Source organism: Sphingopyxis alaskensis RB2256, from assembly GCF_000013985.1.
GTDB lineage: Bacteria > Pseudomonadota > Alphaproteobacteria > Sphingomonadales > Sphingomonadaceae > Sphingopyxis > Sphingopyxis alaskensis.
Map to the genome: position 1 here is coordinate 2,369,828 of NC_008048.1, position 26,193 is coordinate 2,396,020.

Annotated in this window: 20 protein-coding genes and 1 tRNA gene; 9 read left to right on the forward strand and 12 right to left on the reverse strand. The window is 68.4% G+C overall.

Annotated elements, in window-relative coordinates:
* The first annotated feature begins 6 nt into the window (after positions 1 to 6).
* Positions 7 to 729, forward strand: a complete 723-nt coding sequence (gene phbB / locus SALA_RS11480) for an acetoacetyl-CoA reductase (protein WP_011542540.1) — start codon at positions 7 to 9, stop codon at positions 727 to 729.
* A gap of 162 nt (positions 730 to 891) precedes the next feature.
* Positions 892 to 1,140: a ribbon-helix-helix domain-containing protein gene (locus tag SALA_RS11485; RefSeq protein ID WP_011542541.1), complete on the forward strand. Its 249-nt coding sequence runs from the start codon at positions 892 to 894 to the stop codon at positions 1,138 to 1,140.
* Here SALA_RS11485 and SALA_RS11490 read toward each other — a convergent pair.
* The 5 genes from SALA_RS11490 to SALA_RS11510 form a co-directional block, all read right to left on the reverse strand.
* The gene (locus tag SALA_RS11490; RefSeq protein ID WP_011542542.1) at positions 1,125 to 1,982 is read right to left on the reverse strand and encodes an ATP-grasp domain-containing protein; all 858 of its coding nucleotides are present in this window, start codon (positions 1,980 to 1,982) and stop codon (positions 1,125 to 1,127) included. The genes SALA_RS11485 and SALA_RS11490 overlap by 16 nt on opposite strands.
* Positions 1,983 to 2,121: 139 nt before the next feature.
* Positions 2,122 to 6,840 (reverse strand): NAD-glutamate dehydrogenase, encoded by a 4,719-nt coding sequence (locus SALA_RS11495; protein WP_011542543.1) that lies wholly within the window; start codon positions 6,838 to 6,840, stop codon positions 2,122 to 2,124.
* Positions 6,841 to 7,004: 164 nt separating this feature from the next.
* The gene (locus SALA_RS11500) at positions 7,005 to 8,357 is read right to left on the reverse strand and encodes a PAS domain-containing protein (protein WP_011542544.1); all 1,353 of its coding nucleotides are present in this window, start codon (positions 8,355 to 8,357) and stop codon (positions 7,005 to 7,007) included.
* 319 nt (positions 8,358 to 8,676) lie between these two features.
* Positions 8,677 to 9,321, reverse strand: coding sequence for a TetR/AcrR family transcriptional regulator (locus SALA_RS11505; protein ID WP_011542545.1), 645 nt, complete (start codon positions 9,319 to 9,321; stop codon positions 8,677 to 8,679).
* 197 nt (positions 9,322 to 9,518) lie between these two features.
* Positions 9,519 to 9,592, reverse strand: a tRNA-Cys gene (locus SALA_RS11510).
* A gap of 255 nt (positions 9,593 to 9,847) precedes the next feature.
* Here SALA_RS11510 and SALA_RS11515 point away from each other — a divergent pair.
* The 3 genes from SALA_RS11515 (at position 9,848) to SALA_RS11525 (ending at position 12,571) form a co-directional block, all read left to right on the forward strand.
* Positions 9,848 to 10,510, forward strand: a complete 663-nt coding sequence (locus SALA_RS11515) for a protein-L-isoaspartate O-methyltransferase family protein (protein ID WP_011542546.1) — start codon at positions 9,848 to 9,850, stop codon at positions 10,508 to 10,510.
* Between the two features lie 38 nt (positions 10,511 to 10,548).
* Positions 10,549 to 12,042 carry a TolC family outer membrane protein gene (locus tag SALA_RS11520; protein WP_011542547.1) on the forward strand — a complete coding sequence of 498 codons (1,494 nt, stop codon included), beginning with the start codon at positions 10,549 to 10,551 and terminating at the stop codon, positions 12,040 to 12,042.
* A gap of 103 nt (positions 12,043 to 12,145) precedes the next feature.
* Entirely contained in the window at positions 12,146 to 12,571 is a 426-nt protein-coding gene (locus tag SALA_RS11525) for a DUF2497 domain-containing protein (RefSeq protein ID WP_011542548.1), read from the forward strand.
* 201 nt (positions 12,572 to 12,772) lie between these two features.
* Here SALA_RS11525 and nudC read toward each other — a convergent pair whose 3' ends face one another.
* Genes nudC through SALA_RS11540 form a run of 3 tightly spaced genes read right to left on the reverse strand, consistent with a single transcriptional unit; the run spans position 12,773 to position 15,926 of the window.
* Positions 12,773 to 13,642: an NAD(+) diphosphatase gene (nudC, locus tag SALA_RS11530; RefSeq protein ID WP_011542549.1), complete on the reverse strand. Its 870-nt coding sequence runs from the start codon at positions 13,640 to 13,642 to the stop codon at positions 12,773 to 12,775.
* On the reverse strand, positions 13,642 to 14,928 hold the full coding sequence (locus tag SALA_RS11535; protein ID WP_011542550.1) for a serine hydrolase domain-containing protein: 1,287 nt from the start codon (positions 14,926 to 14,928) through the stop codon (positions 13,642 to 13,644). The genes nudC and SALA_RS11535 overlap by 1 nt, the downstream gene beginning before the upstream one ends.
* A complete protein-coding gene (locus SALA_RS11540; protein WP_011542551.1) occupies positions 14,925 to 15,926 on the reverse strand; it encodes an A/G-specific adenine glycosylase in 1,002 nt (333 codons plus the stop codon). Before SALA_RS11540 ends, SALA_RS11535 begins: the two co-directional genes overlap by 4 nt.
* Before the next feature lie 184 nt (positions 15,927 to 16,110).
* On the opposite strand from SALA_RS11540, the gene SALA_RS11545 reads away from it, so the two are divergent.
* From SALA_RS11545 to smc, 4 genes are all read left to right on the forward strand, one after another.
* A complete protein-coding gene (locus SALA_RS11545) occupies positions 16,111 to 16,695 on the forward strand; it encodes a DUF721 domain-containing protein (RefSeq protein WP_041384075.1) in 585 nt (194 codons plus the stop codon).
* Between the two features lie 10 nt (positions 16,696 to 16,705).
* Positions 16,706 to 17,419, forward strand: coding sequence for a thioredoxin domain-containing protein (locus tag SALA_RS11550; protein ID WP_011542553.1), 714 nt, complete (start codon positions 16,706 to 16,708; stop codon positions 17,417 to 17,419).
* 35 nt (positions 17,420 to 17,454) lie between these two features.
* Positions 17,455 to 18,192, forward strand: coding sequence for a DsbA family protein (locus SALA_RS11555; protein WP_011542554.1), 738 nt, complete (start codon positions 17,455 to 17,457; stop codon positions 18,190 to 18,192).
* A gap of 139 nt (positions 18,193 to 18,331) precedes the next feature.
* On the forward strand, positions 18,332 to 21,775 hold the full coding sequence (gene smc / locus SALA_RS11560) for a chromosome segregation protein SMC (protein ID WP_011542555.1): 3,444 nt from the start codon (positions 18,332 to 18,334) through the stop codon (positions 21,773 to 21,775).
* A gap of 162 nt (positions 21,776 to 21,937) precedes the next feature.
* On the opposite strand, the gene ubiA is transcribed toward smc, so the two are convergent.
* The 4 genes from ubiA to SALA_RS11580 are packed head-to-tail and all read right to left on the reverse strand — an operon-like array spanning position 21,938 to position 26,127.
* Positions 21,938 to 22,846: a 4-hydroxybenzoate octaprenyltransferase gene (gene ubiA / locus SALA_RS11565; RefSeq protein WP_011542556.1), complete on the reverse strand. Its 909-nt coding sequence runs from the start codon at positions 22,844 to 22,846 to the stop codon at positions 21,938 to 21,940.
* 46 nt (positions 22,847 to 22,892) lie between these two features.
* Positions 22,893 to 23,552: a TadE/TadG family type IV pilus assembly protein gene (locus SALA_RS11570; protein ID WP_011542557.1), complete on the reverse strand. Its 660-nt coding sequence runs from the start codon at positions 23,550 to 23,552 to the stop codon at positions 22,893 to 22,895.
* Complete coding sequence (locus SALA_RS11575; RefSeq protein WP_011542558.1) at positions 23,549 to 24,130, reverse strand: TadE/TadG family type IV pilus assembly protein; 582 nt, start codon at positions 24,128 to 24,130, stop codon at positions 23,549 to 23,551. The genes SALA_RS11570 and SALA_RS11575 overlap by 4 nt, the downstream gene beginning before the upstream one ends.
* Positions 24,127 to 26,127 carry a pilus assembly protein TadG-related protein gene (locus SALA_RS11580; protein ID WP_011542559.1) on the reverse strand — a complete coding sequence of 667 codons (2,001 nt, stop codon included), beginning with the start codon at positions 26,125 to 26,127 and terminating at the stop codon, positions 24,127 to 24,129. Before SALA_RS11580 ends, SALA_RS11575 begins: the two co-directional genes overlap by 4 nt.
* Between the last annotated feature and the right edge of the window lie 66 nt (positions 26,128 to 26,193).

The following is a 26,193-nucleotide window of genomic DNA, read 5'->3' on the forward strand; positions in this document are numbered from 1 at the left end:
GAATCGATGGCACGCATTGCAATCGTCACCGGCGGCAGCCGCGGGATCGGGGAAGCCATTTCGCTGAAGCTTCAGGAACAGGGCGCCACGGTCGTCGCCAACTATGCCGGCAACGACGAAAAGGCGCGCGCCTTTACCGAACGCACCGGGATCAAAACCTATAAATGGGACGTCGGCGACCATCAGGCGTGCCTCGACGGCTGCGCACGGGTGGCGGCCGAGGTGGGTCCGATCGACATCGTCGTCAACAACGCCGGCATCACCCGCGACGGCACCCTCGCGCGCATGAGCTATGAAGATTGGGACGATGTGATGCGCGTCAATCTCGGCGGCTGCTTCAACATGGCAAAGGCCTGTTTTCCCGGCATGGTCGAACGCGGCTGGGGCCGCATCGTCAACATCGGCTCGATCAACGGACAGGCGGGCCAGTACGGCCAGGTCAATTATGCCGCCGCCAAGTCGGGCATCCACGGTTTCACCAAGGCGCTGGCGCAGGAAGGCGCCAAAAAGGGCGTGACGGTCAACGCGATCGCGCCCGGCTATATCGACACCGACATGGTCGCCGCGGTGCCGCCACAGGTGCTCGAAAAGATCGTCGCGAAGATTCCCGTCGGGCGCCTGGGCCAGGCGCACGAAATCGCGCGCGGCGTCGCCTTCCTGTGCAGCGAGGATGCGGGCTTCATCACCGGATCGACGATGTCGATCAATGGGGGTCAGCATATGTATTGACGGGCCGAGGGCGCAGCCACGGCCCGGCACGGCCAGCGGGCGGCGATCCGAAAGTCGCCGAACCCGTCTGACGGCAAGCGGCGGCTTTGCCGCCGCTCCCACCCCCGGCGCCGGCTTCGTCGGCATCTCGACTTCGCTCGATGCGAACGGCTAAGCAGAGGCATGACGGACCAACCCCTCCACCCGCCCGTCAAACGCTCGGTGACCATTGCCGGCCACCCCACCTCGATCAGCCTCGAACCCGTTTTCTGGGAGGCGCTCGAGGCCGAAGCGACGCGGCTGGCGCTCCCCGTCAACGCGCTCGTCGCGCGCATCGATGTCGAGCGGATGGAGGCGGACGATCCGCCGAACCTCACTTCGGCGATCCGCCAATGGCTGTGGCATCGCCGCAGCGATCAGACCGCGGCGTAAACCGCCTGGGCAAACGCCGCCCCCTTGTCGGGCGCATGGTGAAGGAACAGCGACGGCTCGATCAGTTCAAGCTCCATCAGATGCAGGCGTCCCGCCGCATCGCCGACCATGTCGACACGCGCATAGGCCGGGGGAAGCGGCGCCGCGGCCAGCGCCATCGCCGCGAGTGTGCGCGCCGCATCCTTTGCTTCCCATGCCGTCTCGCGTCCGCCGAACTGTTCCTGCACGCGAAAATCGCCCGCCGCGGGGCGCTTGACGATCGCGTGGCTGAAGCGGCCACCGAAGAAGAAGAGCGAGACTTCGCCCTCGGTCAGGATGCCGGGCATCAAGGGCTGGACGAGGCGGCGCTGTCCCAGCGCGTCGGCGGGAATCGCGGCGCCGGGCGCGATCCGGTGCGTGCCGTCGGCGCCGCCCGAAATCGCGGGCTTTATCACGACCTCTTCGGTGCCCAGCCTCGCGCACGCATCGGCCAGCGCCGCGGCATCGAGCGCCGCCACGTCGACCGTCGGCACCACCGCGACGCCCTTGGCCGCCAGATCGGCAAGATAGGCCTTGTCGCTGTTCCATCGCAGCACCGGCACCGGATTGACCACCGGCAGCCCCTCGTCCCCCAGCCGGTCGAGCAGGCCATACCAGGCCGCGACGTTGCGCTGATACCCCCAGGCGAAAAGCGGCAGCACCAGATCATGCCCCGCGAGGTCGCCCGGATCGGTCCACACGCGCTGCTCGACGATCAGCCCGGCCGCGGTCAGCGCCGCCGCCTTGCGCGCAAAGGCCGGCTGCCATTTTTCCTCATAGTCGGGCGCCGGGACAAGGATCGCGACGCGGGGCTGATAAGGCATGGGTGGATCTCGCGATGCCCTCTCCCCTTCAGGGGAGAGGATATGGAGGCTTGCGAACCTGTTCGCTAGCCGGAGTTGGAGAGGGGTCTGGGAACTTCACCTCTCCCAACCCTCTCCCCTGAAGGGGAGAGGGCTCAAGCTACCGCGCCAGCAATCCGCGCGCCTGCCCCGCAATATGCGACAGCATCGCGCCGTTGGGATTCGGGATCATCCGCGCGCGGTCGACGGTGGCGCGGAACTGTTCGACGCGCGGCGCATGGTCGGCCAGCCATTTGGTCACCGCCGCGTCGAGGTCGCCCTTGGGCAATCCGCCAAGGAAGGCCAGCCGCATCTGCTGGAAATCGCGCGCCAGGCTGTTGACGAGCAGCCGCTCCCACGGGTCGGCGGGGCTCATATGCGCCGCGAGCGTCTGCGCCCAGTCGAGCCCCAGTGCCTCGCCCAGATGGGTGAAGGCGTGCGTCACCGCAACCTCGTCATCGCCGCGGCGCTCGGCCAGATCGACGATGCCGATCGCGCCGTCGGTCTTGAACAATCGCACGACCGCCGCGGTCAGCGCCTCGGGCGCGCCGGCGTCGAGCAATTGCTGCGTCAGCATTTCCCACTGGCGCCGCACCGAGGGGCTGAGCAGTCCGTCGACGCTGGCGTTGAGACGGTCGACGCCGGGTTCGAGCCGCGCGACGACCGGGCCGGGGCGCGAGAGCGATTGCGTCACGCGGAGCAGGTCGGCCATCTGCGACGCCATCGCCGCCGCGGCCTGCGAAAAGAGCGACAGGCGGATGCCCTCGTCGATCTTCGCCGCGTCGAGTTCGCTCCAGATCGCGGGCATTCCCAGCAGCCGTTCGACCGCGACGAAGGCCGCCGCCACATCACCGAGCGCGCAGCCTTCCTCTTCGACCAGTTCGAACGGGTGGACGATGCCCATGCGGTTGACGATGCGGTTCGCCACCTTGGTCGCGATGATTTCGCGGCGCAGCTGGTGGTCGGCGATCGCGCCCGCGAAATCGCGCTGCATCTCCGGGGGGAAGGCCGCGGCCAGGTCGCGCGCCAGCGCGGGATCGTCGGGCAGGTCGCTCGCCTCGATCGCATCCTGCAAGGCCAGCTTTGCGGTCGACAGCAGCACCGCCAGTTCGGGGCGCGTCAGCCCGCGCCCTTCGGCGGCGCAGCGGAGCAGTTCGTCGTTCGCGGCGAGCCCTTCGACCTTGCGGTCGAGGCGCCCCGACCCCTCGAACGTCTCCATGATCCGCACCAGCGACGGCACCGCCGCCGATCCACCCTTTTCGGCGATCGACAGCGCGAGCGCCTGCAGGCGATTGTCTTCGAGCACCAGCGCCGAGACATCGTCGGTCATGCGGAGCAAAAGCGCGTCGCGATCGTCCTGCGACAGCCGCCCTTCGGCCATCTCGCGGTTCAATGCGATCTTGATATTGACCTCGTTATCCGAACAATCGACGCCCGCGCTATTGTCGATGAAGTCGGTGTTGATCCGCCCACCCTTCGCCGAAAAGGCGATGCGCGCCGCCTGCGTGACGCCCAGGTTCGCGCCCTCGCCGACCGCTTTCACCCGCAAATCCTCGGCATCGACGCGCAGCACGTCGTTCGCGGGGTCGCCGACCTCGGCATTATTCTGGCTTGCCGCCTTTACATAGGTGCCGATGCCGCCGAACCACAAGAGGTCGACCGGCGCCGTCAGGATCGCCGAAATCAGCGAGCTTGGATCGATTTCACTCACCGACAGGCCAAGCAATGCCTGCACCTCGGGGGAGAGGGGGATGCTCTTCTGGCTGCGCGGAAAGACCCCGCCACCCTTCGAGATCAGCTTCTTGTCATAATCGTCCCAGCTCGAACGCGGGAGCCCGAACATCCGCTCGCGCTCCTTCCAGCTCTTCGCCGGATCGGGATCGGGGTCGAGGAAGATGTGGCGGTGGTCGAAGGCGGCGCAAAGCTTGATCGCCTTGCTGAGCAGCATCCCGTTGCCGAACACGTCGCCCGACATGTCGCCGCAACCGACGACGCGGATCGTGTCGCTCTGCACGTCGATGCCCATTTCGGCGAAGTGGCGCTGCACCGAAATCCACGCGCCTTTGGCGGTGATCCCCATCGCCTTGTGGTCATATCCCTTCGACCCGCCGCTCGCAAAGGCATCGCCGAGCCAGAAGCCGCGCTCCATCGCGAGACCATTGGCGACGTCGGAAAAGGTCGCCGTGCCCTTGTCGGCGGCGACGACGAAATAGGGATCGGCGCCGTCGCGGATCACGACCTCAGCCGGATGCACCACCTTGCCGCCGACGAGGTTGTCGGTGATCGACAGCAGCGAGCGAATGAAGATTCGGTAGCATTCGGTGCCCTCGGCGAACCAGGCGTCGCGGTCGAGCGACACGTCGGGCAGCGCCTTGGGATAGAAGCCGCCCTTGGCGCCGGTCGGCACGATGACGGCATTCTTCACGCGCTGCGCCTTCATCAGCCCCAATATCTCGGTGCGGAAATCGTCGCGGCGGTCGGACCAGCGCAGCCCGCCGCGCGCGACCGGCCCGGCGCGCAGGTGAACCCCCTCGACGCGGGGCGAATAGACCCAGACCTCGCGCCACGGCAGCGGCTTGGGCAGGCCGGGGATTTGCGCGCTGTCGATCTTGAACGCCAGCGCCTCGGCCGCCGCGGGGGCAAAGGCGTTGGTGCGCAGCGTCGCGCCGATCACCGCATGGAAAAGGCGCAGGATGCGGTCCTCGTCGATCGACTTGATGCCTGCGAAACCTGCCTGAATCTCGGCATCGAGCGCTTCGGCGCGCGCCGCGTCATGCACCTTCGGGTCGTGCAGCGCCCGGAACCGCTCGATCAGCGCCGCGGTCAGCGTCGGCGCGTGGCGCAGCGCGCTCACCACCGTGTCCATGCCGTATGCCGATCCGCCCTGCCGCAGGTAACGGAACCAGGCGCGCAGCCAGACGATCGCGCCCGGATCGGTCTGGTTGGTGAGCACGAGCTGGTTGAACGCATCATTTTCGGCGCGCCCGTCGAGCACTGCAGCAATCGCCTTCTCGATCGTCGCGGTAAAGGGCGTCAGCGCCATTTCGTCGACATTGACGGGCAGGCGCAGCGTGAAATCGTGAATCACGATCGGCCTGTCATCGTCACCCTCGCCGCCCGGCGAGCGCGTCGGGCCGAGCGCGGTCGGGATTTCCTCGAGCACCTCGAAGCCGAAATGTTCGAGCGCCGGGACGACGTCGGACAGCGCGAGCGGGCCGACCGCGCTATAGACCTTGAGCCGCAGCCGGTCGTCGCCATCGAGGCTTTTCTTCGCCAGCCGGACGCTGCGCGGGTTCGCCGCATCGAGATCGCGCAGCCGCAGAATGTCGCGCGCCGCCTCTTCGGGGTTGTAAAGATTGCGGTAATTGGGCGGAAAAGCAGGCGCAAAACGCGCCGCGAGCGCCGCGGCACGCCCCGGATCGCCGCGCCGCGCCAGCGCCGCTTCGACCTCGGGCTGCCAGCCGCGCACCATCTGTTCGAGCTGTGCGTTGAGCGCCCCGGTATCGGGAACGACCCCGCCGCTGCGCAAATCGAGCGTGTAGCGCAGCAGCGCCGCGCCGCCGTCCTCGAGCACCATCGTCCAGCCGATCACGCCCGCTTTCGCCTCGCGCACCAGCATCGCCTCGACCGCGATGCGGCGCCCCGTCGAAACCTCGTCGCGCGGCAGCCAGACAAAGGCGAACAAATGGCGGCCGAGCGCGCTGCGCACCATCACCAGCTTCGGCCGCGGCCGGTCGGTGATCGACATCGAGGTGAGCACCAGCTCCTCGAGCGATGCGGCGTCGAACGCGATCAGCAAATCGTGCGGCAGCGCAGTCAGCGCGTGCGCGAGCGCCTTGCCGGCATGGCCCGCGGGATCGAAACCGAATTTGGTCATCAGCGCATCGAGCTGCGCGCGCAGCACGGGCACCTTGGCGGGCGGCGTCGACAGCGCCTGGCTCGTCCACAGCCCCGCGTGGATCGACAGGCGCTCGACCGTCTTGCCCTTGATTTCGGGGACGATGATGAGGTCGAGCAGCACGCGGCGATGCACCGCCGACAGGCGGTTCGATTTGATGAGCAACGGCGCGGGTGCGCTCCCCGATTGCACCTGCCCGTCGAACCAGTCAAAGGCGGCAGCGAGCGCGGCGGGCGACAGCAGCTCGCTATCCGCACTCTCGCTGATCCCCAGCGGTTCGTGCATCCGGCCGTCGCGCGTGCGCCATTCGTGACCGAGCTGAGTCATGAATCCGCTCTCGAACCAGCGCAACAGTTCGGCGCCCTCGCCCTCGAGGCGCATCGCGGCATCGGCCAGCATCGCGGCGCGCATCGCGCGCCAGTCGCGCACCGCCGCGCGCACATCGCGCAGCGCCGCCTCGATCGCGTCGAGCAACCGGCGGCGGGCGCGCGCGTCGCCGCGTTCGAGTTCGATATAGATGACCGATTCGCGGATGTCGCCCGTGCCGGCTTCCTGCAAATGCCCCTCGGCGTCGCGCTTCACCGCGATGACGGGGTGGAGGATACGGTGGACAACCAGTCCCTGCGCCGCGACGACCTGCGATGTCGAATCGACAAGGAAAGGCATGTCGTCGTTGATGATGACCAGCCGCATCCGGCGGTCGGGCCCTTCGGCGGCGATCGGTTCGAGCAGCAGCGACGGCCTCCCGGCGGCCCGCTCGAGCGCCGCGCGCGCGGCGAACCGGCTCGCCTCGGCAAGCGCGGCGCGGTCCAGGTCGTCGCCCTCGCCGGGGAGCGCGCTGCCCTCGAGCGCGCTCAGATAGGCAGCGGCGATTTTTGCAGGGATTTTGACGGGGGTGGTCGGCGTGTCCGTTTCCGGTGTGTCGGACAGAGTCTTGGGCATAAAGTGCAGCATCCCGAACCAAAGAGGGGGATCCCTGCCGACGATCGGCGGGGGTCCGTTCGCTGCCGCCCCCTATGCGCCTCCGGCGCGCGCGGCTCAAGGCCTCGTTCGCGCGTTCGCGTAAAATTATTTCAACTTTGGGGTCGTCTGTTACACGGGCTGCGTCAACCGCCAGACGTGATCGCAACCGCCTTTTTCGCGAGCTTCGCGACCAGCGCCGGATCGTCGGCCGCCTTGGCGACGATCCCGACATGCCCGCCCGGCATCGCGCGTGCGATCAGCACGACGAATTCGGCGTCGCCCGCGTCATGCTCCAGTATCACCGCGGGCTGCGCGCGGCGCAGCGCGTCGAGCCGCGTGTCGGACGGGTCAGCTGCCGCCGTCGGTTTGCGCCGCGCGCGGGCATCCTTGACCAGCCCCTTGAGCCCGCCCGGATAACGATCGAGATAGGTGGCTAGCGCGCCGCGCGCGATACCCTCTTCCTTCGCGTGGGCCAGCGCGCAGGCATATTCGGCCAGCCGCGTCTTGTCATAGGCGGCGCCGAAGACCAGCTTGACCACCGGGGTCATCGGTGCGCGCGCCTGCGCGGTCAGTCCCGCATCGTCGAGCAGCGCGGCAAAGGCTTCGGGCTGCTCCTCGGCGGCGAGCGCGAAATCCCACGCCTTGCCGACCGCCTGATAGAGCGCGCTGCGGCTGCGGCAGTCGGCGGCGATCGCGCGTTCGGCGGTTGCGCGCGCCAGCGCCAGCCAGTCGGCCAGCTCGGCATCGGCCCCCGGATCGGCGGCGACACCCCCCTCGTCATCGGCGTCGCCTGTGCCTTCGGCATCGCCGAACAGCTCGGCGCTTGCGTCCAGCGCAGCAAAACCCGGCGCGACATCGGCGCCCAAATCCGCATCGAGATGCAGCGAATCGGGGCCATCGGCCCACACCGGAACGGGCGCGGTCAGCGGCGCGGCGCTGCGCAGCGCCTGTTCGACCGAGAGCTGCAATTCCTCTTCCTGCTCGGCGGGAACCGCTTCCTTCCAGTTGATCACGCCCATGATGAAATCGATCGTGTCGTCGTCGGACGACAGGGGCAGCAATATGCCGCGATACATGATCGTCACCCCGCGATCGCTCTCGAACTCGGCCTCGAAGCCGATCGGCGCGCGATTGGCGATGATCTGCAGATAATGGTCGGTCAGCCGCGACAGCAGCGAGCGGCCCGGTATCTGGCTGATATAATGGACATTCTCGTCGATCTGCGACTCGTCGCGGAGCCGCTCGCCAAGGAAGGCGATGCCGGGGTTGTCGATGCCCTGCGTGAAATCGAGCAGGACCGCGTGCGGACCGAAATCCGCGCGGTCGAGGTCGAGATCCTCGACCGAGGGATAGGCGCGGTCGGCGAGCAGCGAGGCCCAGTAATTATAGGCCCGCACCTGCATCCGCCGTTCGTCGACGCCGACAGCCGCAGGCGCGTCGATCGCCTCGTCGTCCTGACCGTGGCTGCCCGCAAGCAGCCCGCGCATGCTGTCCATCATTTATCCCCAGCCACGAATATCGGTCAATCCTATGCGCCGGGACTGGTAAAAGCCGCGTAAACGATGGTGTGATGGGTGCGCCGAAGCATAGCTTCGTCATCCCGGCAAAGCTCCGCTCGGCGTCGATGGAGGGATGTCCGCCGCGCGCTGGTCGCACGGCGGACGCTCCGGGGGGAGAGCCCTATCTTTGTATACTGATTGGTATATAAATTGCGCTGCGCGGCGTCAAGCGCATTTTGTACCGACCAGTAAAAATAATCTTTTTAGGACCGTTACCCGAACCACGGGTGCCGGATCCGACGATAAAATGCCCCGTTCAGCGCCCCGGCCACAATTTCAGGCTCGTTTCGACCAGCCGTTCGAGTTCGGCGCGCGTCGCGCCCGCACCCGCCTGCACCGACATGCCCTGGTTTACCGCCATCAGGAAGGCGGCGAGTCCTTCGGGGTCGGTGTCTTCGGGAAAATCGCCCTCATCCTTGGCGCGCGTCAGCCGGTCGAGTATCGCGCGTTTTGCCGCGGCGCTGCGTTCGAGCACCGCCTGGCGGATGCACTCGGCCTCCGCCCCGCACGCGACCGAGGCGATCACGCCCAGGCAGCCGTTCGGATTTTCGGGACAGGTGTACATGTCGAGCGCGCCGCGCATCAGCCGTTCGGCCACGCCGCGCGCGGTCGGCGCGGCGAGCGCGGCCTGTATATAGTCGAGCTTTTCACGCTCATAAAGGTCGAGCGCCTTGTTGAAGAGAGCCTCCTTGTTGCCGAAGGCGGCATAGAGGCTGGGCTTGGTGATCCCCATCGCTTCGGTGAGGTCGGCCATCGACGCGCCTTCATAGCCCTTCGACCAGAAGACGCGCAGCGCCGCGGCGAGCGCCGCATCGACGCAGAATTCGCGCGGACGCCCCTTGTGCGATCCGCCCTGCGCCGCGGATTGCGACCCGGCGTTGGTGGCGGTGTCAACTTCCATAACGACTGGTATATAATTTAGCCGTCGCAAAAAGTCCAGCGCCGCGCGGGTTCGGCCGAGCCCCGTCCCCACGTCGCCGTTCAGCGCATGGCCGCCGACCGCGATCGCGGTGCGATAATGATCCTTTGCCGATGCGCGCGATGCCGCGGGCCATGACCGAATCTTCCGATCGCCGCGACGTTGCGCCAAAGAAATTATGGAGGCCCGAGCCGGAATCGAACCGGCGTATACGGATTTGCAGTCCGCTGCGTCACCACTCCGCCATCGGGCCTCAGCGCAGATTTGCGTGGTTTCAGCGCCCCTAGCCGCGCTCGTTTCGCAATGCAATCCGTTCATTTCGCAATTTGTCACGATGCCACCTGTTCCATTCGCGCCCGACGCGGCGCGATGCGGGGTTGGCGCATCTGTTCCGCCGGGCTATGCGCGCGGCAGCGGACCGCCGGGCTGTATTACTATTGCAATACAGCATCGCTTCGGCTAGAGCGGTCGCAAAGGATCAAGGCTCCAGGGAATCGGAACAAGGCTGATGGCGACGAGGTTTAGCGAATATACGGCGGCGGAAATGCGCGCCGCCATGATCGACAGCCAATTGAGGACGAACGACGTCACCGACCCCGCGGTCGTCGCGGCGATGGGCGCGGTGCCGCGCGAGGCGCATGTCCCCGCCGCGCTTGCCGGCGTCGCCTATATGGACCGCGCGATCGCACTGGGCGAGGGACGGATGCTCAATCCTCCGCTCGTCACCGGCCGGATGCTCGTCGCCGCCGCCATCCGTCCGGGGATGCGCGTCCTGCTCGTCGGCGGCGCGACCGGCTACACCGCCGCGCTGCTCGCGGCCCTGGGTGCGCAAGTCCACGCGGTCGAGGAAGCGCCCGCGCTGCTCGCCATCGCCAGGTCGGCGACCGCCGACGCCAACATCCGCTGGATCGAGGGGCCGCTCGCCGCCGGCGCGCCCGATGCCGCCCCCTATGACCGGATCATCATCGACGGCGCGATCGAAGTGCTGCCCGACGCGCTTGCCGCGCAGCTCGCCGAGGGCGGCCGCATCGTCGCCGCGCGGCGCGAAGGCGCGGTCTCGCGGCTCGTCCAGGGGGTGAAGGCGGGCGGTGCGGTCGCGCTACGCAGCTTTGCCGACATGGACGTTGCGCCGCTGCCCGGTTTCGCCGCCCCGACCGGCTTCCGTTTCTGAGCTGTCCCTCCCCCTCCTTGTTTCAGGCTGACACCACGATGACCGATAGCGACAAGAAACCGTGCCCTCGTCGTGCCCGCTGGCTTGCCGGCCTCGCCGCCAGCGCGCTGATGCTGCCGATGGCGGCCGAGGCCGAAACCCTCCAGGGGGCACTCGCCAAGGCCTATGAAAACAATCCGACGCTGACCGGCGCGCGCGCGGGCCAGCGCGCCGCCGACGAAAATGTGCCGATCGAAAAAAGCCGCGGCCTGCCCGAAGTCGGCACGCAGGCGAGTTATGAAGAAAATCTGATCATCCCCGGCAATGCGTTCAACTCGCCCGCGCGATCATTGACGGCAGGCGCGCGGCTGACCGTTCCGATCTATCAGGGCGGCGCGGTGCGCAACGCGGTGCGCGCGGCGAAATATCGCGTCGAGGCGGGGCAGGCCAATCTGCGCGCGACCGAGGCGAGCATCTTTTCGCAGGTGGTCGGCGCCTATATGGACGTCATCCGCGACCAGGCGATCGTCCAGCTCAACCAGAAAAATGTCGCGGTGCTGCGCACCAATTTACAGGCGACGAGCGACCGCTTCGAAATCGGCGACCTCACCCGCACCGACGTCGCCCAGTCGGAGGCGCGCCTCGCGCTCGCCGAGGGCGACCTCAGGACCGCCGAAGCCAATCTGATCGCCAGCCGCGAAGCCTATATCCGGCTCGTCGGCGAAGCGCCGGTCGATCTCGAGCCGCCGCCGCCGCTGCCCAACCTGCCCGCCACCGCCGAGGAAGCTGTCGCGATCGCGCTGGACAACAACCCCGACATCGAGGCCGCGGACCAGCAGGTCAAGGCGTCGCGCGCCGACATCGGCACCGCCAAGTCGAGCCGCGCGCCCAGGGTGTCGGCGATCCTCAGCGGCGGTTACAATAATTTCCTCGGTTCGCTGAACAGCGGCGTTCCCGGCGTCAGCGTGACGCAGGAAACGTCGAGCGCCGCGGCGGGGGTCGAGGTCACGCTGCCGATCTTCACCGCCGGCCGCCGTTCGGCGCAGGTCCGGCAGGCGCAATCGCGCAGCAGCCAGGCGATCGAACAATATGTCGAGGTCGAACGCGGCGTGATCGCCCAGACGCGCGGCGCCTATGCCGCATGGCAGGCGAACGAGCGCATCATCGCCGCGACGCGGCAGGCGGTCGGCGCGAACGCGCTTTCGCTCGAGGGGGTGCGCGCCGAAAACAGCGTCGGCACGCGCTCAATCCTCGACATATTGAACGCCGAGCAGGAATATCTGAACACGCAGGTCCAGCTTGTTTCGGCGCAGCGCAACAGCTACGTCGCCGCTTTCTCGCTCCTCGCCGCGATGGGCAAGGCCGAGGCGCGCGATCTGGGGATCGAGGGCGGCGCGCTCTACGACCCCGAGGTCAATTACCGCCGCGTGAAGGGGCAGCTGTGGGACTGGGCAGACGATCCGGCGCCGCAACAGGTCGCAACCGACACGCGCGCCGTCCCGCCCGCCGACGCCGCCATCCCCGAAGGGCCGCCCGCGCCCACGCCACAATAAAGCTTGGCAAAGGTCGCCCGGAATCTTTAAGACAAGGGTTAACCATCCGGTAATCGCGATGGTTTAGGGGGCTTGTATGGGCGATATGTCGCGGGAACCGTCGATGGAAGACATCTTGTCGTCGATTCGGCGCGTGATCGCCCGCGACGAGGCGCCCGGCGCCGCGCGCGAGATTCGCGTCCCCGAAGCCGACGATATTCTCGACCTTCAGGATCGCGACGAACGCGCCGCGTCCGTTTCCGGGGCCGCGTCCGTTTCCGGGGACGCGCCCGCCGCTGACGACGATCTTGTCTCCGAAGCGAGCGCCGACGCCGCGCGCCAGTCGCTCGAGGCGCTGACCGCCGTGGTCGCGCCCGCGGTTGCCGCGGCGACCGCCCCCGCGCCGGCCGCGGCGGGCCGCACGATGGAAGAGGTCGTGCTCGACGCGCTCCGCCCGATGCTGAAAGAATGGCTCGACGCCAATCTGCCCGCGCTGGTCGAGGCAATGGTGGCGAAGGAAATCAGCCGGATTACAGGCAAGCGGGGTTAGGCACCTGCCTTCATAATGACCGTTGGCCGCTATGGCCGCTAACGACCGAACCTAGCCGTCGCCCCGCACAGGCGGGGGCCGCTGTCGGATTAAGCAGCGACGCGGGACAAGGCCGAGGACGGCCCCCGCCTTCGCGGGGGCGACGGTCGATTGGAACGACCACGCACCAACCCAAACCGCCTAAGCGTCGAACCTTCCCCGCTACCCCACCCAATCCTCCAGCAAATAGCGCGCAATCGCCAGCGGCGGCGGCGCCATGAACGGCGCGCCCATGTCGCCCGCCAGCGCGGCGTGCACCTCGGCGCGGTCGACCCACATCGCCGCCTCGATCTCGGTCGTATCGAGCGTCAGCGCCGCGCCAGTCGCGACCGCGCGGCACCCGATCATCAGCGAGGAAGGAAAGGGCCAGGGCTGGCTCGCCACATAGGTGACCTCGGACACATGGATGCCTGCCTCCTCGAACAATTCGCGCGCGACCGCTTCCTCCAGCGATTCGCCGGGCTCGACGAAGCCCGCGAGCGCCGAGAAAAAGCGCGGCGGAAAGCCCGGCTGGCGCCCGACGAGTACGCGGTCCCCATATTCGGCGAGCATGATCACCACCGGGTCGACGCGCGGGAAATGTTCGGCGTTGCAGTTGCCGCAGCGCCGCCCCCAGCCGCCGCGAATCAGCACCGTCGGCGATCCGCACACCGCGCAGTAACGATGCCGCGCGTGCCAGTCGACCAGACTGCGCGCGCCGCCATACAGCGCCGCTTCCTCGGTGGAGAGCAGCGGCAGCAGCCGCATCACCGTGCGCGAGCGCGCATCGACGCGCACCCCCGCCGCCGCCTCGCGCACGAAGCGCGGCGCGCCCGCCTCGTCGATGCCCAGCAGTATCGGCGCGCGCTCGTCGGCGGGGTCGAGCGGCTGCCACCGCAATCCGCCACCCTCGCCCGGAACAAAGTCGATCCCGTCGAGCGCGAGGCAGGTCGCGCGCGGATCGGCGAGCGCCGCGGCAAAGGCGGCTTCATTGGTGCGAAGCTGGTCGGCGCGGTCGAGCCGCGCGCCGGTGAAGCCGAGCGGCAGCGGCATCAGGCGGTCACGTCGCGAAAGAAAGTCTCGCCGAACTTCGCCTGAAAGGGCACTGCATCGGGTGGCATGATCTGCGTATAGCCGGCGGCGCGATAACCGAGCCGCCGGTGGACGAAGCCGATCGTCCCCGCCGCGCCCGCCCAGCCGAAAATCCCCTCGCCTCCCGGCGAGGACGGCAGCGACACGCGCCCGCCCGCGCCAAAGCCCTGCCCGTCGATGAACGTCCCCTTGCGATCGACGCTGTCGTCGAGCAGGTTCGACATGGCGAGCCGCGCGGTGTCCGCCGCCATCACGCGCACCCCGCCGGTTTCGCCCTCGCCCAGCAGCATCGCGAGGAATCGGTCATAGTCGCGCGCGCTCGACACCAGCCCGCCGCCGCCGAACGGATAGGGCGGCGGGTCGAGATAGATCGAACTGGGCGCGGGATCGAAGGGGATGAGCGCGCCGCCGAACGGCGCGTAATTGCTCGTGAAGCGCGGCACGTCCTTCGCCGCGACCATGAACCCCGTGCTCGTCATGCCGAGCGGGTCGAACAGCCGCGCCTTCAGAAAGGCATCGAACGCCTGCCCCGACACGACCTCGATCAACCGCCCCATCAGGTCGAGGCTGATCGAATAGCTCCACTTGGTCCCCGGCTCATAGACGAGCGGCAGCTCGGCCAGCCGGTCGGCCATCGCCGCCAGGCTGGGCGCGGGGGTTACGGGCGCCAGGCCGGGGATCGGCAGGCGGCTCGCCTGCCCGCCGACGATGCCCGCATCGTCATAGGCCTTTTTGATCGGCCCCTTCTGGATGATGTTATAGCCCAGCCCCGCGGTGTGGGTCAGCAATTGGCGCACCGTGATCGGGCCTTTGGCGGGGCGCACGTCGGTGAGCGATCCATCCGGGGTGTTCTGCACCTTCATATTGGCAAAGGCGGGCAGGAAATCGGCGATCGGCTGGTCGAGCCGCATCTTGCCATCCTCGATCAGCAGCATCGCGGCGATGCCCGTCACCGGCTTGGTCATCGAATAGAGGCGCCAGATCGTGTCGGGGCCGACCGGCGTCGGCGTGCCGTTCGACTGAATCCCCGCGCCGATGAAAACTGGCGCTTCCTGCCCCTTGCCGATCGCGGCGAGCGTCCCGGTGAGTTCGCGGCGCTCGACGAAGCTCCGGATGAAGGCGCTCGTCGCAGGATAAAGCGCCTCGCCCTCGGCGCGCCACGCCCAGGCGGCGCGCGGCAGCAGCGCCGCGGCGCCACCGAGCGCCATGCCGCCCATCAACGCGCGGCGCGTCACCATCATGTTCATGCGTCTCTCTCCAGCATCTTGACCACCAGCTTGCGATAGAGCGTCGGCAGCCCCGCGGCGTCAAGGTCCGAGATCGGCCACCAGATGCCTTCCGCTGCGGCATCGGCCGTTTCGCGGCGGACGAGAACCAGCGTCAGGTCGAAATGGGTGAAACCATGGTCGACGCGGACGATTCCCGATTCGCCGGGCGGCTCGTCCGACCATTCGCCGCCGGGCAGCGCGCGCATCCCGCCGAGCATCCCCTTGCCCGGCCGCTGCACCAGCCAGATCGCGCCGTCTCGCTCGATCCAGTGGGCAACGCCGTGGCGGCGCGGCCTGGCCTTCTTCGGCGGCTTGACCGGCAGCCGCTCGATGTCGGCGCGCCCGCGCGCGCGGCAGTCGGCGGCGATCGGGCAGCGCGCGCACACGGGCGCGCGCGGCGTGCAAAGGGTCGCGCCGAGGTCCATCAGCGCCTGCGCGAAATCGCCCGGCCGATCCCCCGGAACCAGCGGCGCCAGCGCGTCGCGAATCGCGCGCTTCGCGGCGGGGAGCGGCGTTTCGATGCACCGGTGGCGCGCGATCACCCGCTCGATATTGGCGTCGACGACGACCGCCGGGCGGCCAAAGGCGATCGCCGCCACCGCCGCGGCGGTATAGGCGCCGATCCCCGGCAGCGCGCGCAGCCCCGCCTCACTGTCCGGAAAGCATCCGCCATGCTCGGCGACGACGGCGCGCGCGCAGGCCAGCAGGTTGCGCGCACGGGCGTAATAGCCAAGCCCTGCCCACGCCGCCATGACCTCGGCATCGCCGGCCGCGGCCAGATCGGCGACCGTCGGCCAACGCTCCGTGAAGTGCGCGAAATAACCCGCCACCGCAGCGACCGTCGTCTGCTGGAGCATGACTTCGGCCAGCCAGACGCGATAGGGGTCGGGCACCTCCGCGCGCCCCGGCGCGATCCGCCACGGCAGCACGCGCGCCGACCGATCGTACCAGCCGAGCAGCCGCGCAGAAAAACTCATAAACCCCTCCCCTTCAGGGGAGGGCAGCGACACTTGGCAGCTTGCTGCCTGGTTGCAGCGGGTGGGGGCCATCGGCCTTGCGCAAGGCCGATGGCCCCCACCCCAACCCCTCCCCTGAAGGGGAGGGGCGATTCCATGCCGATAGTCTGGACGCTCACCCCCCGCCTATGGCATGGCGTCGGGTATGACGAAACCCACGGGAGACGACGCACCCGCCAAAAAGGCGAAGACGAAGGGCGGCGCCAAAGTCGGCGCAAAACCCGCGAAGGCGCCCGCGCGCCGCTACGAGCGCCCGCGCGGCGGCGAGGCGCGCGCGATATCCGATCTCGTCCCCGAAATCGGCCGCACCGCCTTTCGCAAGTTCGGCTTCGTCCAGTCGTCGGTGGTCAGCCGCTGGCGCGAGATCGTCGGCGACCGCCTCGCCGACGTGACGCAGCCCGCGATGATCCGCTTCCCCGTGGGGCAAAAGGCGGGCGGGACGCTGCACCTGACGATCAGCGGCGCACACGCGCCGATGCTCCAGCATGTCGCGCCCGACATCGTCGCCGCGGTCAACCGCTTCTTCGGCTATGCCGCGATCGCCACCGTCCGCATGACGCATGGACAGGTCACTCCCGCCGCCCCCGTTCAGCCGCCAGCCATGCTGAAACCCGTACCCGCCGAACTGGGGGACAGCCTGCGCGACATTGGCGACCCGGAGCTGCGCACCGTGCTCGAACGCATGGCCGCGGGCCTCGCGGCGCCGCCGCGGCTCCCCAAGATCAGCTAGGGCCAACAGCATGTCCGCTTTCGACGATCCGCTTCTCGACCGCCGCACCGCGGTGCTTGCGCTTTCGGGCGCCGCGCTGACGCTGATGGCCGCCACGCCCGCCAGAACGACCTGGTCGCGAACGGTGACGACCAGCCCGATCGGCGCCTATATCGTCGGCAATCCCGCGGCAAAGCTGCGGCTGGTCGAGTATTTCAGCTACACCTGCCACGTCTGCGCCGATTTCGCGAAGGCGGCGTCACTCCCGCTCAGGACGCAATATATCGACCCTGGACTTGTCCGCTTCGAATATCGCAACCTCGTGCGCGATCCCGTCGACATGACCGCGGCGCTGCTCGCGCGCGTCGGCGGCCCCAGCGCCTTCACGGACAATCATCAGGCGATCTTTGCCGCCTTCCCGACCTTCATCGCCAGGGTTCAGAAAGCCACCGACGCGCAAAAGTCCAGCTGGTTCGAGGGCAGCGTGGCGCAGCGCGCGCGCCGGATTGCGGCCGACACCGGCCTCGCCGCGCTGATGCGCGCGCGCGGCTATTCGGAGGCGCAGCTCACCGCCGCCCTCGACAGCGAAGTCGCGCAGGCCGAGCTTGTCGGCATGACCAACATTGGCCGCGCCGCCGACCGCGTCACCGGCACGCCCAGCTTTTTCATCAATGGCCAGCGCGCCGATGTCGTCGCCTGGCCCGCGCTCAAATCGAAACTCGACGCCGCGCTCAAGGCTGCGTAGAAACCCCGCATTCCCGAACCCGTGGAGATGAATATATGACCGCATCGCTTCGCATCGCCCTTCTCGCTTCGCTCGGCGCGCTCGCGCTGGCCGGCTGCGGCGGCGGCGCCGATTCCGCCAAGGAGCAGGAGGTGATCGCCAAGGTCGCGCCGCCTGCGGGCAAGAGCTGGTCGCAGGTCGTCCGCGTCGATGGCGACGGCGTCGTGATGGGCAACCCCGAAGCGCCGATCAAGCTCGAGGAGTTCGGCGCCTTCACTTGCGGGCACTGCGCCCAGTTTGCCAAGGATTCGCACGAGGAACTGAAACGCGATTTCGTCGACACCGGCCGCGTGTCGTACAAGCTGACGCCCTTCATGCTCCACCCGATCGACGCGATCGCCGGCGCGATCGTCAAATGCACCGGTCCCGACCGCTTCTTCCCGCTCGCCGACGCGACCTTCCTCGAACATGACGCCTTCATCGCAGGCGCGTCGAAGCCGCAGCCGGGAATCGAGGCGGCGATGCAGTTGCCGCCCGCGCAGCGCTTCATCGCGCTCGCGAAAACATGGGGGATCGACCAATTCTATCAGCAGCGCGGCGTGCCCGCGACGACGATCCAGCAATGTCTCGGCAAGGTCGAAAATGTCGAGGCGGTCGAAAAGGGCACCAATGCGGGAATCGAGAAATATCAGATCACCGGCACGCCCACCTTTGTGATCAACGGTCAGGTCGCCGAAGGCATTGCCGCCTGGGGCCCGCTGCGCGACCGCCTGCGCACGATGGGCGCGCGCTGATCCTCCTTCGCCCTCCCCTTCAGGGGAGGGGCTTATGGGCTTGCACACCCCCCCACCGCGCGGCATGACAGCTCCATGGGGGATATGTGACGCTCAGGTTGCACCAGCTCCGATTCGATGATCTGCACGGGGCCTCCCCGTGCAGATAAAGCGGCTGCGCCTCACCGGTTTCAAATCTTTCGTCGAACCTACCGAACTGCGCATCGAGCCCGGCTTGACCGGCGTCGTCGGCCCCAATGGCTGCGGCAAGTCGAACCTCCTCGAAGCGATCCGCTGGGTGATGGGTGAGTCCTCGCCCAAATCGATGCGTGGCGGCGGCATGGAGGATGTCATCTTCGCGGGCACCTCGTCGCGGCCCGCGCGCGACTTTGCCGAAGTCGCGCTCCATTGCGATACCGAAGGCGCGCTCGTCGCGGGTCTGTCCGACGGCGGCGATGGCGACGACCTCGAAATCATCCGCCGCATCGAGCGCGGCGCGGGCAGCGCCTATCGCGCCAACGGCCGCGACGTGCGCGCCAAGGACGTCGCGCTGATCTTCGCCGACGCCGCGACCGGCGCGCACAGCCCCGCGCTCGTCAGCCAGGGCAAGATCGCCAATGTCATCGCCGCCAAGCCGACCGACCGCCGCGCGATGCTGGAGGAAGCGGCGGGCATCGCCGGGCTGCACGTCCGCCGCAAGGACGCCGAACAGAAATTGCGCGCCACCGAAACCAACCTCACGCGTCTCTCCGAAATCGTCGCCGACATGGAGGTGCGCGCGGCTACGCTGCGGCGGCAGGCACGCGCGGCGGAGAAATACAAGAAACTCTCGGACGACATCCGCATCGCCGAGGCGCGGCTCATCTATGCACGCTGGCGCGACGCGGCGGCCGCCGCCGATCAGGCGCGCCGCGACGCCGACGCCGCCGAGGCCGCGGTAAAAGCTGCGCAGGACGAGCTGGAAACCATCGCCAAGGCGCAGGCCGAGGTCGCCGCCCGCGTCGCGGCCGCACGCAGCGATGCGCAGGCGCGGCGCGATGCGCTCGCCGAAGCGACCGCGACGCAGCTGCGCCTGCAGAGCGAGGAACGCGCCGCGCTGCAACGTCTCGACGATCTCGCGGCGCAGCAGCGGCGCATCGAGGCCGACCGCGCGCACGAAGGCGAACTCGCGCGCGAAGCCCATGCCGCGCTGACCGCGCTCGACGCCGAAACCAAATCGCTGGCGCAGGACATCGCCGGGCATGATGCAAGCAAGGCCGCGCTCGCCGACGCCAATTTCGCCGCGCAGGCGCGCCTTCGCGATGCCGAGGTCGCGCTCGCGCAGGCGCGCGCCAAGGCCGCGAGCGAGGCCGCCGACCGCCGCATTGCCGCGTCGGCGCGCGATAGCGCCGAAGCCGCAGTGCGCCGCATCGCCGCCGACAAGGCGCGCATCGAGGCCGAAATCGCCGCGCTCGGCGACAGCGCCGCGCTCGCCGCCACCCATGCCGAAAGCCTGGCGGCCGCCGAAGCTGCGGAGGCCGCCATCGCGACCGCCGAACAGGCGCTGTACGACGCCGAGGCCGAGCGCGAGGCGACCGCGACCGAACTCGCGCGCGTCGAGGCGGCGCTCGCCGAGGCGCGCGCCGCGCTCGCCGCGCTCGACGGAGAGGCGACGACGCTCGAACGCGCGCTCGCCGCGGCGCAGAGCGACGACGACCGCATCCTCGACCGGCTCCGCGCCCAGCCCGGTTACGAAGCCGCGCTCGCCGCGGCGCTCGGCGACGATCTCGACGCCGGGACCGACCCCGCCGCCGCGCGCAGCTGGACCGGCGCCGCCGCGGCCAGGGACGACCCCGCACTTCCCGCTGGAACGACGCCGCTCGCCGCGCATGTGCAGGCGCCCGCCGCGCTCGCGCGCCGCCTCGCGCAGGTCGCGGTCGCCGAAACCGACGGGGGACAGCCGCTCGCGGTCGGCCAGCGGCTTGTCACCTTGAGCGGCGTCATGCGCCGCTGGGACGGCTTCGTCACCCGCGGCGACGGCGCCACCGCGACCGAGCGGCTGCAACGCCGCAACCGCCTCGACGAACTGGCGGCGCAGCGCCCTGCGGTCGAACTTGGCGTGCAGGAACTTCGCGACCGCCGCGAAGCCGCCGCGACCAAGGCGGCCGCGCTGACCGAAGCCGCCGCCGCCGCGCGCAAGGCGCTCGCCGACGCCGACGCGGCGCGCCGCACCGCGCTGCGCGCCGCCGACCAGGCGCAGGCCGCGCTCGACCGGCACCGCGATGCCGCAGCGCTCCTCGCGCGCCGCCTTGCCGAGGTCGCCGAAACCGCGAAAGACGCCGACGCGCAACTCGCGGCACAGGAGGCCGCGCTCGCCGCGCTCCCCGACGAAGCGATCGGGCGCGCCGCGCTCGCCGCCGGCGAACAGGCCGCCGACCGTGCACGCGCCAACGCCAATAGCGCGCGCGACGCGCTCGCCGCGCACGACCGCACGCTCGCCGCGCTGAGCGAACGCCAGGCGGTCGTCAGCGCCGAGATCAAGAGCTGGAAAGCCCGCGCGGGCGAGGCCGCGCGCCGCGTCACCGAAATGGACAAGCGCGCCGATGCGCTCGCCGCCGAGGCCGCGAAGCTCGCCGACGCCCCCGCGCGCCTCGCCGAACAGCGCGCCGCCGCCGAGGCCGAGCAGGCAAGCCTGCGCGAAAAAGTCGCCGCCGCCGAAGCGCAGGAGCGCGCCGCCGAAGCCGCGCTGCGCGAAGCCGAAACCGCGCTGAACGCGATCCGCGAGCGCGTCGCCGCGGCGCGCGAAACCCGCGCCGGCGCCGCCGCGCGCTCCGAAAATGCCGAGCTGCGCCGCGTCGAAATGGGCCGCCTGTCGGGCGAACGCTTCGAATGCCCACCGCCACTGCTGCCGCAAAAGGCGGGGTTCGAGAGCGAGAGCATCGGCGATCCCCAGGCCGAATCGGCGGCGCACGACCGGCTGGTCGCCGACCGCGAGCGGCTCGGCCCGGTCAACCTCGTCGCCGCCGACGAACTCGCCGAACTCGATGCCGAGCGCGAAAAAAACGCCGCCGAGATCGAGGAACTGACGCAGGCGGTGCATCGCCTCCGCGGTTCGATCGGCAATCTCAACCGCGAGGGCCGCGTCCGCCTGCTCGCGGCGTTCGAGACGGTGAACACCCATTTCCAGCGGCTGTTTTCGACGCTGTTCAACGGCGGGCAGGCGCATCTCGAACTCGTCGATTCGGACGATCCGCTCGAAGCCGGGCTCGAAATCATGGCGCAGCCGCCGGGCAAGCGCCTCGGCACGCTCACCCTCTTGTCGGGCGGCGAGCAGGCGCTGACCGCAATCGCGCTGATCTTCGGCCTCTTCCTCACCAATCCCGCGCCGATCTGCGTCCTCGACGAGGTCGACGCGCCGCTCGACGACGCGAATATCGAGCGCTTCTGCGACCTGCTCGACCGCATGGCGCGCGAAACCAACACCCGCTACCTGATCGTCACCCACAATGCGGTGACGATGGCGCGGATGCACCGCCTGTTCGGCGTGACGATGATCGAACGCGGCGTCAGCCGCCTGGTGTCGGTGGACCTCGGCGGCGCCGAGGAACTGCTCGCGGCGGAATAATCCGCCCTGTGGCCGAAGGCCATGGGGGAGTCGCAGACGGCGCGCAGCGCCAGCGGGACCGGCCGTGAAGCGGTGGTGGAGGGGCGGCAACGTCGCGCCACGGCCCCTCCGTCAGCACTTCGTGCGCTACCTCCCCATGGCTTCGCCACAGGGAGGAGCGAATCAGGGCGCCGTCCCCACCACCAGCATCGCCGCAAACACCAGCAATCCGGCGAAGCGGTTGCTGCGGAACTTTGCCAGCGCATCCTCGCCCTTGGCAACGTCGAGCGTCACAACCTGTCCCGTCAGTTGCAACGCCGCCGGAATCAGCGCGACGAGCACCAGCGGGTCGGGGCGCACCGTCCACAGCGCGCCGCCCCAGAGCCCAAGCGCCGCAGCATAGCAGAGCGCGACCCCGGCCTTCACCTGCCCGCCCATCGCGCGCGCGCTCGATTTGACGCCGACGAGCATGTCGTCCTCGATGTCCTGAAGCGCATAGATGGTATCATAGCCGATCACCCAGGCGATGCAGCCGGCATAAAGCAAAGGCAGCGCCATTCCCTGCACCCCGCCCACCGCGACCCAGGCGACGAGCGCGCCCCAGCTGAACACCAGCCCCAGCCACGCCTGCGGCCACCAGGTGATCCGCTTCATGAAGGGGTAGGCGGCGACGAGGATCAGGCTCGCCAATGCGACGATCTGCGCCGGGCGCGGCAGCTGGACGAGTACGAGCAGCCCGACGAGCGAGAGCAGCACCGCCCACAAAAGGGCATTCCGCACCGACACCGCCCCGCTCGCCACCGGCCGCGATGCAGTGCGCGCGACCTTCGCGTCGAAATCGCGGTCGACGATGTCGTTATAGACGCACCCCGCCCCGCGCATCGCAATCGCGCCAAGCAGGAACCACAGCAACAGCGGCCAGTGGCTGACCGCGCCGCCGCCGAGCGCGACGCCGAACGCGCACGGCCAGTACAGCAGCCACCAGCCGATCGGCCGGTCGAAACGCGCGAGCAGTGCATAGGGCCGCGCCGCGGCGGGAAGCCATGCGACGAGGCCGCGAAGCTGGCTGTCGGGAGGATGGGTGGCGGTCATCGTTTCGCGCGCGATAGCAGGCGCGCGCCCGCGAATAAATGGCCGATCAATCGCAGGCGGCGGGCGTGCCCGGTGCTTTGACGCCCGACAGGTCGCGCGCCTCGCGGATATTATAGGCGGCGGTCGACCGGATGGTCTGCGGCCCCAGCCAGGCGCCGAACAGCAGCGGCTGATATTCATAGGTGACTTCGACGAACATGATCGCGGTGCCCGCCGCCGCCGTCACTTCGCGGCCCGCCGGCCCCATGCCGGGAAAATCGGTCCCCGTCGCGCCGGTGCCCTCGACGCCATAGGCCGAGGCGACCTCCAGATTGCCGAAACAGCGCTGCCATTTGATCGTCTGCCCGCCGTCGTTGTTGCGCTGGAGGCTGGACAGGATGATGCGGCCATTGTTCTCGAATCCCATCCCCGCCACCTGCCGCGCGGCGCCGGCGAACACCTCGTTGATGTCGACCTCGCGGATTTCCGGCTGGGTCAGGTTGCTGCCGGCGGCGATACGCGCGGCGTTGTCCGCGGTGTTGAGCCCCAGCTGGCTGACGCGCGTGTGCGCCAGCGTCAGATTGGCGATCTCCAGCCCGCCAAAGCCGACGAGGATCAGGAAGGGAATGGCGAACGCCATTTCGAGCATCACCGCGGCGCGCGTGCTTTGGGTCAGCCGCCGCGCGGCGCCGCGCAACCGGCGGACGAAAGCGATCGGGCCGGTCATCCGCATATCTCCGGCTCGACCTCGCCGCCCGCGGCAAAGGGCTGGTTGCGCAGCAACGTCGTCGAACTCAGCGTCGTATGTTGCGGCTGCCCCAGCATTCGCCACACGGGCAGCACGCGGTCGAAGCGCATCGACACCGTATATTGGACGACGTCGTCGGCGCCGCCATTGCCCTGGCGGCCGCCGTCTTCCCAGCAATCATCGGGCGATGGGTCCTGGATGCCATTGCCGTTCGAATCGACCCAGCGCAGCGGCCTGATATCGCTGTAATCGTCAAAAACACGGCGATTGAAGGTCACGGTGGCGCTCGCGAACACCTTTTGCACCTGCGCCTCGACCCGCGCGTCGAGCGCGCTCTGGTCGGCGGCGAAGCCCTCAAGCGTCGCATCGCGGCCGGCCTTGGCCACCACCCCCTGCAACACCTGCTGCGCGTACATCTGCCAGCAATAATCGAAGATGCCGAGCAGGACGAGCAGAAACACCGGCGCGGTAAAGGCGAATTCGATGAAGGCGGTGCCGCGCTCGCTCGTCCGCAGGCGGCGGACCAGACGGCGCAAGGGCGCGTGCGCGCGGCTCATTGCGCCAGCCTCAGCTTGGAAATCTGCCGCGCGATCGCCTGGAACTGTTCGTTGAGTTCGGCGGCATTGTCGGCCTCGAACGCCTGGCCCGACGACGCGCAGTTGTTCAGGCTGTCGTTGCTGCCGACCCCGAAGGACACGACCCAGATGGTGATCCCGCGCTGCCGCGCCGCCCGGCACAATTGCGTGAAGCGGTTATTGTGGCGGTCGCGCAGATCGCTGTCGCTCGTCCCGCCGACGCGGTGCATCAGAAACTCATAGCCCTGGAAGGTCAGATTACCCATGTTCGGCGCCATGGCGCCGTCGGTCATGAAGACGATATGGCGGCTGATCGGGCGATCGTTCGGCGCCGTCGCATTTTCGTCGGCGAACAGCCCGGTCGGCGACAACAGCCGCGCGCCCCAGACCATGCCGGCGTCGTGATAGGTGCCGCCCAGCGGTTGCAGCGACTGGACATAGGTGTTGAAGGTTGCGCGGTCGCTGGCCGTCATCGTCGTCAGCTTCATCGCTGCCGCCGGGCAGACGCCCCAGCCACTGCCCCAATATTTGGAATAACGCTGCCAGCGACCGTTTGAACTCGTGTCCGACGTGATGTTCCGGGTGCCATCGCTGTTGAACACGTTGACCGTCATCGGATCGCTGCTGGACGGCGCATATTGGGGGTGGCGCGCGCGCGGAAAGGCGATCTCGGGGATCAGGATCCGCCATTGCGTATCGGCATCGGCGTCGGGCACCAGGTCGATATCCATGTCTAGCGCGTCCGACGGCGCGGTGTCGTCGGCGTCGAACGGGGTCGTTGCCCGTTCGATCAGGCACCCGCCCCAGTTATGGCTGATGCTGACTCCCGAATCGCCGGTGTCGGTGACGATCGCCGAACCGCTCTTCACCCCGCTGACGTCGAAAACGCGGTCCTCATAGGTGTATTTATTGTCGAAAACGTCGGTCTTCGTTTCGGTGACCGTCGTGGTATAGGTGCGCGTGAAATTGCCGTTGCGATACTGCCTGCGGCACCGGTTGCTGGACCAGACGTAACGATAGGTACGGAAGGTGTAGGTTTGAACGGTGTCATAGGTCGTGACGCGCGTGTCGCCGTCGACATATTGGCCCGTCTGGTTATAGTCCGGCGATCCGCTCGGAGACGGCGTGGTGTTTGCCGGCGGCGTCAGCGCCGCGCAGGCCGCGCTGTTGCTTGCCGGTACGGTGCCGTCATTGGTCCAGTTTGACGAATAGGTCGTCGGACTGTCGGTATAGTCGTCGCTCGTCTCGGTTCCCGTCTCGGTATAAACTTCGCGGAAAATGGGCGTCCGCGACGGCAGCGTGACCGTATCGGCCAACCACGCCGGATTTTTCGCGAGAAGAATCTGGCCGACATTCGCGGTCGAACTATAGGGCACGACGCCAAAGCGCAGCCGCCCGTCGCCGACATCGGCGTTGGTCAGCGTGTCGAAAAAGTCCATCGTCGCGTCTTTGAGCGCGGTGATGCGGTTGACCGAGTCGCCCGCGTTGGTCTGCGCCATCGACCCGGTGACGTCGAGCACCAGCATGACATCGACGTTCGAGATTTCGAGCTTTGCGGTGCAATCGGCCGACAGGCGGAACTCCTCCTTGCCGAACATGAACATCAGCTCGGTCGGCAGCACCGCCGAGGCCTGTCCCTCGACGTCGGAGGCATTGAGCGCACGCGACGAAAAGAGAATGCCCGTCGCGCCATATTTGGCTTCGGGGAAGTTGAAGTTGAACATCTTGTTCGCTTCGGCCTGCGCCGCTTCGTCATAGCTGGCGCCGCCCATCGCGCGGCGCCCGGCGAGCACGCCGGCATCGCAGGCCTGCTGCAAACGCAATTGCGTCATATAGGCGCGGCCGATGTCGACCGCCGAACCGACAAAGCCGATCACCGGGATGATCGCCGCGGCGGTCAGCATGAAGGCGTTGCCGCGCTGGTCGCTTATGAGCGATTTGGTGCCGGCGCACAGCCGGCTGATCCAGGTCCCTCGCATGGTCTAACCCCTCTTCGGCCCGCGACACTCCCCAACCGATGTGCCGCTGGTAAACTCGCACCTAGG

Excerpts from the sequence above, each read along its gene's own strand:
- phbB (WP_011542540.1), top strand. The coding sequence starts at position 7 with ATGGCACGCATTGCAATCGTCACCGGCGGCAGCCGCGGGATCGGGGAA.
- SALA_RS11485 (WP_011542541.1), top strand. The coding sequence starts at position 892 with ATGACGGACCAACCCCTCCACCCGCCCGTCAAACGCTCGGTGACCATT.
- SALA_RS11490 (WP_011542542.1), bottom strand. The coding sequence starts at position 1,982 with ATGCCTTATCAGCCCCGCGTCGCGATCCTTGTCCCGGCGCCCGACTAT.
- SALA_RS11495 (WP_011542543.1), bottom strand. The coding sequence starts at position 6,840 with ATGCCCAAGACTCTGTCCGACACACCGGAAACGGACACGCCGACCACC.
- SALA_RS11500 (WP_011542544.1), bottom strand. The coding sequence starts at position 8,357 with ATGGACAGCATGCGCGGGCTGCTTGCGGGCAGCCACGGTCAGGACGAC.
- SALA_RS11505 (WP_011542545.1), bottom strand. The coding sequence starts at position 9,321 with ATGGAAGTTGACACCGCCACCAACGCCGGGTCGCAATCCGCGGCGCAG.
- SALA_RS11515 (WP_011542546.1), top strand. The coding sequence starts at position 9,848 with ATGGCGACGAGGTTTAGCGAATATACGGCGGCGGAAATGCGCGCCGCC.
- SALA_RS11520 (WP_011542547.1), top strand. The coding sequence starts at position 10,549 with ATGACCGATAGCGACAAGAAACCGTGCCCTCGTCGTGCCCGCTGGCTT.
- SALA_RS11525 (WP_011542548.1), top strand. The coding sequence starts at position 12,146 with ATGGAAGACATCTTGTCGTCGATTCGGCGCGTGATCGCCCGCGACGAG.
- nudC (WP_011542549.1), bottom strand. The coding sequence starts at position 13,642 with ATGCCGCTGCCGCTCGGCTTCACCGGCGCGCGGCTCGACCGCGCCGAC.
- SALA_RS11535 (WP_011542550.1), bottom strand. The coding sequence starts at position 14,928 with ATGAACATGATGGTGACGCGCCGCGCGTTGATGGGCGGCATGGCGCTC.
- SALA_RS11540 (WP_011542551.1), bottom strand. The coding sequence starts at position 15,926 with ATGAGTTTTTCTGCGCGGCTGCTCGGCTGGTACGATCGGTCGGCGCGC.
- SALA_RS11545 (WP_041384075.1), top strand. The coding sequence starts at position 16,111 with ATGACGAAACCCACGGGAGACGACGCACCCGCCAAAAAGGCGAAGACG.
- SALA_RS11550 (WP_011542553.1), top strand. The coding sequence starts at position 16,706 with ATGTCCGCTTTCGACGATCCGCTTCTCGACCGCCGCACCGCGGTGCTT.
- SALA_RS11555 (WP_011542554.1), top strand. The coding sequence starts at position 17,455 with ATGACCGCATCGCTTCGCATCGCCCTTCTCGCTTCGCTCGGCGCGCTC.
- ubiA (WP_011542556.1), bottom strand. The coding sequence starts at position 22,846 with ATGACCGCCACCCATCCTCCCGACAGCCAGCTTCGCGGCCTCGTCGCA.
- SALA_RS11570 (WP_011542557.1), bottom strand. The coding sequence starts at position 23,552 with ATGACCGGCCCGATCGCTTTCGTCCGCCGGTTGCGCGGCGCCGCGCGG.
- SALA_RS11575 (WP_011542558.1), bottom strand. The coding sequence starts at position 24,130 with ATGAGCCGCGCGCACGCGCCCTTGCGCCGTCTGGTCCGCCGCCTGCGG.
- SALA_RS11580 (WP_011542559.1), bottom strand. The coding sequence starts at position 26,127 with ATGCGAGGGACCTGGATCAGCCGGCTGTGCGCCGGCACCAAATCGCTC.